This window comes from Streptococcus mitis, from assembly GCF_003942795.1.
GTDB lineage: Bacteria > Bacillota > Bacilli > Lactobacillales > Streptococcaceae > Streptococcus > Streptococcus mitis_BJ.
In genome coordinates, this window is sequence record NZ_RJNY01000009.1 from 21,928 (window position 1) to 33,426 (window position 11,499).

The following is an 11,499-nucleotide window of genomic DNA, read 5'->3' on the forward strand; positions in this document are numbered from 1 at the left end:
AACTTTTTTAAAAAAATACTCATTAAGGCAAGAAATCAAGACTGGTTTCCAATCTTTCTTCGACAGCTTTTTGTAGATAAGCCAGAGTTGTTTGTCCCTCGTCAGTCAGGCAGATAAAACTAGCCCGTCTATCCTGGTCGCAACATCTGCGACTAAGCAAGCCACAGTTTTTCTCTTCTAACCTAGCCACCATTCGAGAAACAGCGCTTGGGCTGAGATGGAGCTTATCTGGCAGGTCAATTTGTCGTAGAGATTTTTCTTGGGCTAGATTCAGATAGTAGAGCAGGTAAAACTCTTTCAAGTTCAGCCTTTGTTCACTCTGCTGGGCAATAGTTTCTTCCAACAAGGCTTCCATTTCCTTTTGACGGCGGTTGTAGTCAAACCATTTTTCTAAGTAGGTCATTGCTTTCTCCTTTCTTTTTAATGTAAAAATCACAAAATCATTACTGACGGTCTCTCTAACACAAGATGATTGCGCATGCAATTATTATACTACTTTTAGCTAATCCTTGCAAGAAAGAAGAATTTCAATATTTCCTTGAAATTTTCTGAAAAAAGAGTAAACTGGTATGCAAGAAGTTTATTTCATGGAGTTTAGGATGAAATTATATGTTCAATTAATGATTCTCTTTGTGATTTCTCTAATCGGTGAGGGAATCTCCAGTTTCTTTCATCTGCCCATCCCAGGCAGTATTATCGGTTTGATTATTCTCTTTCTAGCCCTGCAGTTCAAGTGGCTAAGGACCAGGCATGTCAACATGGTCGGAAATTTCTTGCTGGCCAATATGACCATTCTCTTTTTGCCGCCAGCAGTGGGAATCATGGAAAAGTTCGATGTGATTGCTCCCTATCTCTTGCCCATTGTCTTGATTGTCTTTTTTGCGGCTGTCATCAATATTATCCTCATAGCCCTAGTGGTTCAGTTCATCAAGAGACGGTTTGAGGGAGATTATGAGAAAGGAGATGCCAAATGAGTGAATTTGTATCCAATCCTCTGTTTGGGATTGCATTATCTATCCTAGCTTATCTAGTGGGGATGTTGATTTACAGACGTTTTCCCCATCCTTTGACAACACCTTTGCTTTTGTCGGCTATTTTTATTATTATTTTCCTTAAGGTGACGGGTATTTCTTACCAAGATTACTACCAAGGTGGTGTTTATCTGAACAACTTGATTGTCCCATCGACCGTGGCTCTAGGAATTCCACTTTATAAGAGTTTTCACTTGATGAAGCACCATGCTCGGAGTATTCTCTTTGGTAGTCTGCTAGCAGTAGTTGTCAATACTAGCTTCACTGCCATAGTGGCGAAAATATTTGGCATGGACTTTTTCCTAGCCATTTCTCTCTTTCCTAAGTCAGTAACAACTGCTATGGCAGTGGGGATTACAGAAAAATTGCAGGGTTTGACGACTGTGACCTTGGTCGTCGTAGTGGCAACTGGGATTTTAACCAGTGTGATCGGACCAACCCTTTTGAAGTGGTTGAAGATTGATGATCCAGTGGCTGTCGGACTCTCCCTTGGAGGAACAGGCCACGCAGTTGGAACGGGAACGGCTTTTCAGTACGGTTCTGTAGCAGGAGCCATGGGTGGCTTGGCAATCGGTGTCACCGGTATTCTCTATGTTTTTGTTAGCCCTATTGTAGCCAGTTTGATATTGAGTTAAAGAAAAACCCAGCTTTCTAGCTGGGCATTTTTTATTGCAAATTAACCTTGTTTTTCAAGATATAGTAGGTTCCGAGATAGTAGATAGCCGATAAAAAGAGATCGCGTAAGATTTCTGTACCAATCATCATGTTAAAGTTATTTTCAATTCGGAAAAAGAGAGAAACATAACCAATGACGATGGCAATGACGATATAGGCTAGAATTCCCATAGCTGTTCGATACTCGTTAAAGAGTTGCCCGATTGAGATGGAGAGGTAAATGGATAAAATCCATGTGATCGAACCGACAAATAGTGATAGGGCATATAGCCAGCCGTAGCTGAGGTAAGGGGAAATGAAGTTATAGAGAACAGTGAAGTCTTTTTCTATTGGTGTTAAGAAGAAGATAATCAATACACTCAAGATAAAGACGATATAGCTTAAGATGGACCAGACAAGACCACCTAAGAGTTTTGCGATGATGATTTGGTGCTCAGAGACAGGTAGGGTCAGGGTCAAATACCCTTGGCGGTCATAAACACTCCCCTTGAATCTTCGGATGATTAAAAAGATTGTTGCAATCCAAAGAGTGACGCTGAGTCCTCCAAAGACTAGTACCAAAAAGAAGATGAAATAAACAGCATTGTTAGAATTGTAACTCTGGCTAAGGCTACCAAGAAAAGCTCCAATCAAAACTGAAATTGCAAGCACAGCTCCGTAGAGTGCCAGATACCATTTATTGACATTTTTAAATTCGTAGCGAACTAAATTCCAAAACATAATAATCTCCTTTGCTTAGGCTTTAAATTCCTGGCGGAAGAGCTGGTCAATTGATTCACCTGACTCGTAACGAATATCATCAACATTTCCTTGGCGGACGACTTTTCCGTCTTTGAGGAAGATAATCTCATCCAAGATTGGCTCAATATCTGAAATCAAGTGGGTTGAAATCAGCACCGTAGAAGTTGGGGAATAGTTGTTGATGATGGTATTGAGGATATAATCACGGGCTGCTGGATCTACCCCACCAATGGGTTCGTCTAGAACGTAGAGACGGGCATCGCGGCTCATAACCAAAATCAGTTGGACCTTTTCTTTGTTTCCTTTTGATAATTTCTTTAAGCGACTATTTTCATCAATGCCAAGATCTACAAGCAGATGTTGGGCGCGTTCAAGATTAAAATCCTGATAGAAGGTTTTAAAGTAAGTCAGGGCTTCTTTAACCTTCATTTGCTCATTGAGATAAGTCGTATCTGGTAGATAAGAGACGATCGCCTTGGTAGCAGGACTTGGGTCCTGTTCGTTAATGAGGACACGTCCTTTGTCTGGCTGAAGAAGACCATTGATCAGTTTGATTAAGGTTGTTTTCCCGGATCCGTTTGGTCCAAGGAGACCGACAATCTTTCCAGCTGAGATCTCTAGTGAGATATTGTCAAGTGCCGCAGTTGCTCCATATGATTTTGATACATTTTCAAGTACTAGTAGTGTCATAGTCTTAAACTCCTTTGATGTAGTCGCTTAATACATTTGGCAGTTCTTCTTTTTTGTAGCCAAATTGAAGCATGCAAGAGACGAAGTGTTGCAGTTGCTCCTCGGAAAGTTGTTTGCGGGACTGAACGATGAGGTCCAAATCCTCGGTGACAAAACGACCAGTTGTTCGCTTGCTATAAACGAAACCTTCACGTTCAAGGTCAGACAAAGCGCGCTGAATGGTATTGGGATTGACCCCAGCCTCGCTCGCCAAATCTCTCACGGTAGGGAGCTGTTGGTTGGGTTCCAGTTTATGGGAAACAATCTGTAGTTTAATTTTTTCTATAATCTGTAAATAAATGGGTTTTGTATTATCAAATGACCAGGACATCATAGTCTCCTTTCTTTGCCTTTATTGTTCTAATCAAATAATACAATAAAACAAAAAACTTGTCAAGTAAAAATAAGAATTGTTTTGGGAATTGCTCAAAAAATGGTATAATGAAAAGAAAACGACAAGGAGGGAAATGCATGCGTTGTCCAAAATGTGGGGCTATCAAGTCTAGTGTTGTTGATAGTCGACAAGCCGAAGAAGGAAATACCATCCGTCGAAGACGTGAGTGCGACGAGTGTCAGCATCGTTTTACAACCTATGAACGAGTAGAAGAAAGAACGCTGGTTGTCGTCAAAAAAGACGGTACGCGAGAACAGTTTTCGCGAGATAAAATCTTTAATGGGATTATCCGATCAGCCCAGAAGCNTCCTGTGTCAAGTGATGAAATAAATATGGTGGTCAATCGCATCGAGCAAAAACTCCGTAGTCGCAGTGAGAATGAGATCCAAAGTGAATATATTGGATCTTTAGTCATGGAAGAATTGGCGGAGCTTGATGAGATTACCTATGTTCGTTTTGCCAGTGTTTACCGTAGTTTTAAGGATGTGAGTGAGTTGGAGAGTCTGCTCCAGCAGATCACCCAGTCCTCAAAAAAGAAAAAGGAAAAATAGATGAAGCCAAATGACCGTTTTTCTTTTCTAAAGAATAATCGGGTGTCGCAAGATACCTCTTCTCTGGTGCAGTGCTACCTCCCGATTATCGGTCAGGAGGCACTGAGCCTCTATCTATACGCCATTACCTTTTGGGATGGTGGACAAAAGGAACACCTCTTTTCCCATATCCTCAACCACTTAAACTTTGGCATGCCGACCTTGCTCCAAGCCTTTAAAGTATTGTCTGCTTTGGATTTGTTGACCCTTTATCAGAAGGGGGAGGTCTATGAATTACAGCTTCATTCTCCCCTTTCCAGTCAGGAATTTCTAAGTCATTCTGTCTATAGCAGATTATTAGAGAAAAAGATTGGGGATACAGCTGTTTCTGCTATGAAGCAGGCTCCAAGTGAGGGAGAAGCACTCTCGGTTTCTTTGAGCCAAGTCTTTCCAACCTTGATTGAAGAAGTGACACCAATCGAGTCAAAAAGAAAGTTAAAAAACGATTTTGACTTGGAACATTTTCAGCGCCTGATGGCTCGAGATGGCTTGCGTTTTGAAGACGAGCAGGCGGATGTTTTGGAGTTGTTCGCCATTGCAGATGAAAAAAAATGGACCTGGTTTGAAACCTATCAATTAGCCAAGGCGACAGCGGTGGCTCAGGTTATTTCAGTCAAACGCATGCGTGAAAAGATTGCGCAAAAGCAGGTTTCTTCTGACTTCAGCCCCAAAGAAATGACCATTATCAGGGAAGCCAAAAATAAAACTCCCTTGCATTTTTTAGCGGAAATCAAGCAAACGCGTAAGGGAAACATCACCCAGAGTGAGCGAGAACTCCTTCACCAGATGGCGTCTTTAGGCTTGTTGGACGAAGTCATCAATATCGTCTTGCTTCTAACTTTTAACAAGGTTGATTCGGCTAATGTCAATGAAAAATATGCCATGAAGGTCGCAAATGACTATGCTTATCAAAAAATTCGGACAGCAGAAGAGGCTGTGCTTCGGATTCGAGAGCGTCAGCAAAAAGGGCAAGAAGACCAGAAATCGAAAACTAGCTCGACTAAGACAAATGTTCCCAAGTGGAGCAATCCAGAATATAAAAATCAAACCAGTGAGGAAACTCGTCTGGAACTAGAACGCAAAAAACAAGAAATGTTAGCCCGATTAGAAGAAGGAGGAGACTAGATGGAAAGTGTGGGTGACGTTATCAAACGTCAGACAAGTCGTTTTCAGTATCAGGACCTAGTCCAGCAGATTATGAAAGACCCAGATGTGGCGGCTTTTATCCAGAAAGAATCCCTCAGTCAAGAGGAGTTAAATCGTAGCATCTCCAAGTTCAATCAATATATCACAGAACGGGACAAGTTTCTTCGTGGGGATGCGGACTATATAGCTCGTGGCTATAAGCCTATCTTGGTCATGAATCACGGCTATGCAGATGTATCTTATGAAGAAACACCAGAGCTAATCGCGGCTGAAAAAGAGGCGGCCATCAAGAATCGTCTCAAGTTGATCAATCTACCAGCAAGTCTCAAGAAAGCGAAATTGGCTCAGATTGACCTGGATGACTTAGGACGTTTGCCGATTTTTGAGAGACTCTATGCCTTTGTTGACCTTTACCCAAGTATCCGAAAAGGTCTCTATCTTTATGGAGATTTTGGTGTCGGTAAGAGTTTCATGATGGCGGCCTTAGCTCATGACCTATCTGAAAAACGTGGTGCTTCAACAACCATTCTCCACTATCCAAGTTTTGTCATTGATGTGAAAAATGCCATCGGTGAAGGATCTGTGAAGACCTTGGTAGATGAGATCAAGTTAGCAGAAGTCTTGATCTTGGATGATATTGGTGCAGAGCAATCCACCCCTTGGGTGCGTGATGAGATTCTTCAAGTTATTCTCCAGTATCGCATGCAGGAAGATTTGCCGACCTTCTTTACTTCCAACTTTAATTTCCAAGATTTGGAAAAACATTTTGCTAAAGGAAAGAATGGAAATGATGAGACTTGGGAAGCTAGACGGGTCATGGAAAGGATTCGTTATTTAGCAGAGGAAACAAGACTAGAAGGAGAAAATCGCCGATGACAGAAACCATTAAACTGATGAAAGCTCATACTTCAGTTCGTCGCTTTAAGGAGGAAGAAATTCCTCAAGCAGACTTGGAAGAGATTTTGACTGCTGGACAAATGGCATCATCTTGGAAAAATTTCCAATCCTAATCTGTGATTCTTGTGCGTAGTCAAGAGAAGAAAGATGCCCTATACGAACTGGTTCCTCAGGAAGCCATTCGCCAGTCAGCTGCATTCTTGCTCTTTGTTGGTGACCTAAATCGTGCAGAAAAAGGAGCTCGTCTCCATACAGATACTTTCCAGCCCCAAGGAGTGGAAGGTCTCCTCATCACATCTGTGGATGCTGCGCTTGCTGGGCAAAATACCTTGCTTGCGGCTGAGAGTCTGGGATATGGTGGTGTGATTATCGGTTTGGTCCGTTACAAGTCGGAAGAAGTGGCAGAGCTTTTTAACTTGCCTGACTATACCTACCCCGTTTTTGGGATTGCTCTTGGTGTGCCAAATCAACAACACGATGTCAAACCAAGACTGCCTTTGAACCAAGTGGTATTTGAAGAAGAATACCAAGAACAGCCAGTTGAAGCGATTTTGGACTATGACCAAGTACAGGCAGACTATGCTGGTGCGCGTGCGACGACCTCTTGGAGTCAGCGTCTAGCAGAGCAGTTTGGTCAAGCCGAACCTCGTTCAACTCGAAAAAATCTAGAACAGAAAAAGTTATTGTAGAAAGTGAGAAAACATGGCCTTACCAACTATTGCCATTGTGGGACGTCCCAATGTTGGGAAATCAACCCTATTTAATCGGATCGCTGGTGAGCGGATCTCAATCGTAGAAGATGTCGAGGGTGTGACACGTGACCGTATCTATGCAACGGGTGAGTGGCTCAATCGTTCTTTCAGTATGATTGATACTGGAGGGATTGACGATGTCGATGCTCCCTTCATGGAACAAATCAAGCACCAGGCAGAAATCGCTATGGAAGAAGCGGATGTCATCGTCTTTGTAGTTTCTGGGAAAGAAGGGATTACAGATGCGGATGAATACGTAGCCCGTAAACTCTATAAAACCCATAAACCTGTTATCCTTGCCGTTAACAAGGTTGACAACCCTGAGATGCGAAATGATATTTTTGATTTCTATGCGCTAGGATTGGGCGAACCGCTGCCAATTTCGTCTGTCCACGGTATCGGTACGGGTGATGTGCTGGATGCCATTGTGGAAAATCTACCACACGAAGTTGAAGAAGAAAATCCAGACGTGATTAAATTTAGCTTGATTGGCCGTCCTAACGTTGGAAAGTCAAGTTTAATCAACGCTATTTTGGGAGAAGACCGCGTGATTGCTAGTCCAGTAGCTGGAACAACGCGTGATGCCATTGATACCCATTTTACAGATGCTGATGGACAAGAGTTTACCATGATTGATACAGCTGGTATGCGTAAGTCTGGTAAAGTCTATGAAAATACGGAGAAATACTCTGTCATGCGTGCCATGCGTGCCATTGACCGTTCTGACGTGGTCTTGATGGTCCTCAATGCCGAAGAAGGTATCCGTGAGTACGACAAGCGTATCGCAGGTTTTGCTCATGAAGCCGGTAAAGGGATGATCATCGTGGTCAATAAGTGGGATACTCTTGAGAAAGACAACCACACCATGAAAAAATGGGAAGAGGATATCCGTGAGCAGTTCCAATATCTGCCTTATGCACCGATTGTCTTTGTATCCGCTTTGACCAAGCAACGTCTCCATAAACTGCCTGAGATGATCAAGCAAATCAGTGAAAGCCAAAACACCCGTATCCCTTCAGCGGTCTTGAACGATGTCATTATGGATGCCATTGCTATCAATCCAACACCGACAGACAAAGGGAAACGCCTCAAGATTTTCTACGCAACCCAAGTGGCAACCAAACCACCAACCTTTGTCATCTTTGTCAATGAAGAAGAACTCATGCACTTCTCTTACTTGCGTTTCTTGGAAAATCAAATCCGTAAGGCCTTTGTCTTTGAAGGAACCCCGATTCACTTGATTGCAAGAAAACGTAAGTAAGCCTTGCTTGTTTTTCTACAAAAATAAACTGAAAGAAGACTTCATAGTCTTCTTTTTTCTATACTAAAAGGGGAGAAAAGAACCTATCAAATTGGAGGAGAATCTGTCATCAAAATTCAATCATTTTCCTAGATTTTGTAATCTATTTGTAATGAAAATGCACTTTCTTTGTAAAAATCAAAATGCTATAATTCCTTAAATCAATTTTCCTTTATCAGGGAGGTTATTATGAAAAGAAGCAGATTATTTAAACATAGTTTGTTGGTTCGCTTGCTTGGGTTGCTGATGGCCTTTCTCTTCTTGTCAGCATTCACAGCACCTGAAAAACCTGAGTACGGGATTTATGACCCGAATCATTATTTAACGGATGAGACTATAAGTCAGATTCGGGAATTGAATAATGTCAATAGTAAAAAATCAGAAAAATTCCAGATGGGTGTTTACGTTGTGAAAAGCCTAGATGGAGAAACAATCGAGACTGTAGCCAATGAAACAGCTAGAGCTTGGAAGATTGGCTATTCGGGAGATAACAATGGTGCCTTGGTCGTCATAGCAGTCCAAGATAGAAAATCACGGATTGAAACCAGTAATAATGTGGCCAGTAAGATCACTGACTATCAGACTCACAGGTTCTTGACAACAGCACGTCCTTACTTTAAAAATGGTGACTATAACAAGGGTGTTCTCTCAATAGTCAACAATCTCAACTACATGTTTTATAGTGGATCGAGTACGACTGCTTCAAGTTCTAAAAGTAGTTACGACTATACCACCAACTCTAGTCGCTTAAGGGAACTTGAAAGGTATGCTGGTGAGAGTAGTTCTTCGAGACGTCATCGAAAAAGCAGTTCGAGCGACGGAGTTATCGGATTTGGAGTTCTCATTTACTTCATCGTGATGATTATCGGATTTCTATTTGGTGGTCGTGGTTCACGTGGAGATGATTCTGGCGGTGGCTGGTGGGGCGGTGACTCATCAGACTCAGGTTCCTCATGGTCTGATTCGGGCTCCTCTTGGTCTGACTCAGGCTCCGACTCATCTGGTGGCTGGGACGGCGGTGGCTTTGATGGTGGCGGTTCGTCTGATGACTGGTGAGTAATCGTATATAGCTCAAACCGATTTCTCCATACAGTAAGGTGACTCCTTTGCAAGAGTTCACTCCTTAATTAAAAATAAAAACAAAGTTTGGGAAATTGATTTATAATCTGAGTATTTTCTCAGAAAAGTTAATAAAAGAAAGTGTTAAGGTTTTGATATGAAACAAAATAAAGTAATTCTCTCAATAGTAGCGATTTTCTTTGGACTACTAGTTCTGGGAAGTTGTTCCGCAGTGACGACCTATAATGGTCTAGTTGGTGAACAGACTAAAGTGGAGCAGGCTCAGGCCGATGTCTCGACAGCCCTCCAACGTCGTTCGGACTTGATTGGTAACTTGGTGGAGTCCGTTAAAGGACAAATGAATCATGAAACCGAAGTCTTTACCAAGATTGCGGATGCTAGAGCTAAAATCGGTAGTAGCTCAGTAACTTCGGAAGAAAACCAAAAGGCTCAGGGAGAGTTGAGCTCAGCTCTTTCCCGCTTGATTTCCTTGACGGAGAATTATCCAGAACTCAAGAGCAATCAAAATGTTGAGCAACTAATGGTCGAACTTTCAGGCAGTGAAAATCGTATCTTTGTAGCACGCAAGGATTATAATAAAGTCGCAGCCGAGTACAATCAAAAGTTGAGAAGTTTTCCAACCGTGTTTTTTGCGAATATGATGAACTTTAAAGAAGCTGAAACCTTTAAAGAAACAGAAGAAGCCAAGACAGTTCCTAAGGTCGATTTTGGAACATCTTCATCAAGTCAATAAAGTGAATCATCCTATGAATAGAGTGATTTTTCTAGCATGACTAGTGATTTCAAACTCAAACCTGGAAAGTCTTTTCCAGGTTTTTTTGTTATAATAAATGGGAAGAGACAGTGACTCAAATGGAGGTTTGCTATGGAGAAAACAAAAGCCTTTCTTGAAGCGCACTACAAGATATATATCCTTACGATTTGCCTTCTCTGGTTCCTCATGTTTTTCCTTCCTTGGGATTGGCAAATAGGAGGAGTTTCAATTTATTATTTCGTTATGAAAAACCTCTTTGTGGTTTTTGGAGTTTTATCCATCCTATACTCGGTGCTGATTAAAAAAATCAGTCTTCTCATCTTTGGCATCATCTTTTGCTTGGCCTTCTGGATCAATCTCTTTTGGTATTTTGGGATATTGCCTATATTCTTGGGAAATTAAACATTAAAAAATGAAGGACTAGACTAGCTTCTAGTCCTTTTTTCTTTCTTGTTAAAATAGTTGGAGATATGAAAATAATTTTGTTGACAGCTGTCTGTATGATATAATAAGTCCCGTAAAAAGAAGATTAAGGGATTTGAAAATGGCTAAAAAAGTAAAAGATTATTATGACTTGGCTTATGCTAGGGATTTGAGTCGACGGTTGAAAGAAGCGTCCGTTGCCTTTGATGGACAAAAGTTTAGGCTCTTGTTAGAAAAAGACTTGGAAGAGTTGGAGTTTAGCCAGCGTCAAGAACTCTTGGCTAAAAGTATCAAAGATTGTCTTCCCCTATCTTATCAGGACTCTCTCAAGGTTTTTGAGAAAATTTTAGGTCCTGAGTTAGAGGGTGGTTTAGGCATGTTTTCAGAAGGGTATTGGCTTTGGCCAATCGGTAAATATGTAGAGCTATATGGAGACAAGGAATTTGAATTGAGCGCGGCCTTTAGTAAGGAACTCACCAAGCGATTTACTGGAGAATTTTCCATGAGACCCTTGCTGGCTCGTTATCCTAAAGATACAATGGCTTTGCTATTAGAATGGAGTCGGGATGAAAATTTGCGCGTTCGCAGACTTGCCAGCGAATGTATGCGTATCCGTCTGCCTTGGGCTAAGAGACAAACCGTGGTATTGGATTATTTTGAGGATTTCACCACTATTCTGACCAATCTAAAGGATGATAGAGACAAGTCCATTCAAAAAAGTGTAGCCAATAATCTAAATGATTTGTACAAGGAAGACCCTGATAAGTTTGAAAGGATTCTTCAAACTTGGCAAAAGGAGGAGCTGAGTCCAAGTTGTGCTTGGATCATCAAGCATGCATCTCGAACAAAAAACAAAAAGGTAGCCACAGAAGATTTATGCAAAAAAAGCTGAATTTTGGCTGGCCTTTTCCGTTGTAAATTAAGGATTCTTTCTTGAAAAATAATGGTAAATATGCTAAAATTAAAAGAACATTCTAAAATATTCAG

The 11,499-nt window shown here is 41.4% G+C and carries 14 protein-coding genes and 1 pseudogene; 11 read left to right on the top strand and 4 right to left on the bottom strand.

The genetic code is table 11. The features are described from left to right. Positions 1 to 22 precede the first annotated feature (22 nt). A complete protein-coding gene (locus tag D8847_RS05295) occupies positions 23 to 403 on the bottom strand; it encodes a MarR family winged helix-turn-helix transcriptional regulator (protein WP_000221644.1) in 381 nt (126 codons plus the stop codon). A gap of 196 nt (positions 404 to 599) precedes the next feature. Here D8847_RS05295 and D8847_RS05300 point away from each other — a divergent pair, with 196 nt between their 5' ends. Both D8847_RS05300 and D8847_RS05305 read left to right on the top strand, forming a co-directional pair. Then, positions 600 to 974 carry a CidA/LrgA family protein gene (locus tag D8847_RS05300; RefSeq protein ID WP_000781325.1) on the top strand — a complete coding sequence of 125 codons (375 nt, stop codon included), beginning with the start codon at positions 600 to 602 and terminating at the stop codon, positions 972 to 974. Continuing rightward, positions 971 to 1,666, top strand: a complete 696-nt coding sequence (locus D8847_RS05305; protein ID WP_125840869.1) for an LrgB family protein — start codon at positions 971 to 973, stop codon at positions 1,664 to 1,666. The genes D8847_RS05300 and D8847_RS05305 overlap by 4 nt, the downstream gene beginning before the upstream one ends. A gap of 31 nt (positions 1,667 to 1,697) precedes the next feature. Here the strand turns inward: D8847_RS05305 and D8847_RS05310 are convergent, their stop codons facing one another. The 3 genes from D8847_RS05310 to D8847_RS05320 are packed head-to-tail and all read right to left on the bottom strand — an operon-like array spanning position 1,698 to position 3,507. Beyond that, complete coding sequence (locus D8847_RS05310; protein WP_049537143.1) at positions 1,698 to 2,426, bottom strand: ABC transporter permease; 729 nt, start codon at positions 2,424 to 2,426, stop codon at positions 1,698 to 1,700. 15 nt (positions 2,427 to 2,441) lie between these two features. Continuing rightward, positions 2,442 to 3,137: an ABC transporter ATP-binding protein gene (locus D8847_RS05315; RefSeq protein WP_125840870.1), complete on the bottom strand. Its 696-nt coding sequence runs from the start codon at positions 3,135 to 3,137 to the stop codon at positions 2,442 to 2,444. Positions 3,138 to 3,141: 4 nt separating this feature from the next. Then, entirely contained in the window at positions 3,142 to 3,507 is a 366-nt protein-coding gene (locus D8847_RS05320; RefSeq protein ID WP_125840871.1) for a GntR family transcriptional regulator, read from the bottom strand. Positions 3,508 to 3,647: 140 nt separating this feature from the next. Here D8847_RS05320 and nrdR point away from each other — a divergent pair, with 140 nt between their 5' ends. From nrdR to D8847_RS05365, 9 genes and pseudogenes are all read left to right on the top strand, one after another. Next, positions 3,648 to 4,121: a transcriptional regulator NrdR gene (gene nrdR / locus D8847_RS05325; protein WP_125840872.1), complete on the top strand. Its 474-nt coding sequence runs from the start codon at positions 3,648 to 3,650 to the stop codon at positions 4,119 to 4,121. Further along, positions 4,122 to 5,285: a DnaD domain protein gene (locus D8847_RS05330; protein ID WP_125840873.1), complete on the top strand. Its 1,164-nt coding sequence runs from the start codon at positions 4,122 to 4,124 to the stop codon at positions 5,283 to 5,285. Next, complete coding sequence (gene dnaI, locus D8847_RS05335) at positions 5,286 to 6,182, top strand: primosomal protein DnaI (protein WP_084882888.1); 897 nt, start codon at positions 5,286 to 5,288, stop codon at positions 6,180 to 6,182. Then, a pseudogene (locus tag D8847_RS05340) lies at positions 6,179 to 6,892 on the top strand (NADPH-dependent oxidoreductase). The gene dnaI and the pseudogene D8847_RS05340 overlap by 4 nt, the downstream one beginning before the upstream one ends. Before the next feature lie 13 nt (positions 6,893 to 6,905). Continuing rightward, complete coding sequence (gene der / locus D8847_RS05345; RefSeq protein WP_001207684.1) at positions 6,906 to 8,216, top strand: ribosome biogenesis GTPase Der; 1,311 nt, start codon at positions 6,906 to 6,908, stop codon at positions 8,214 to 8,216. Between the two features lie 228 nt (positions 8,217 to 8,444). Then, positions 8,445 to 9,311 (top strand): TPM domain-containing protein, encoded by an 867-nt coding sequence (locus tag D8847_RS05350; RefSeq protein WP_125840874.1) that lies wholly within the window; start codon positions 8,445 to 8,447, stop codon positions 9,309 to 9,311. A 160-nt stretch (positions 9,312 to 9,471) separates the two neighbouring features. Further along, a complete protein-coding gene (locus tag D8847_RS05355; protein WP_125840875.1) occupies positions 9,472 to 10,068 on the top strand; it encodes a LemA family protein in 597 nt (198 codons plus the stop codon). A gap of 132 nt (positions 10,069 to 10,200) precedes the next feature. After that, positions 10,201 to 10,491 (top strand): hypothetical protein, encoded by a 291-nt coding sequence (locus D8847_RS05360; RefSeq protein ID WP_125840876.1) that lies wholly within the window; start codon positions 10,201 to 10,203, stop codon positions 10,489 to 10,491. Between the two features lie 142 nt (positions 10,492 to 10,633). Beyond that, positions 10,634 to 11,404, top strand: a complete 771-nt coding sequence (locus D8847_RS05365) for a DNA alkylation repair protein (RefSeq protein WP_125840877.1) — start codon at positions 10,634 to 10,636, stop codon at positions 11,402 to 11,404. Positions 11,405 to 11,499 lie beyond the last annotated feature (95 nt).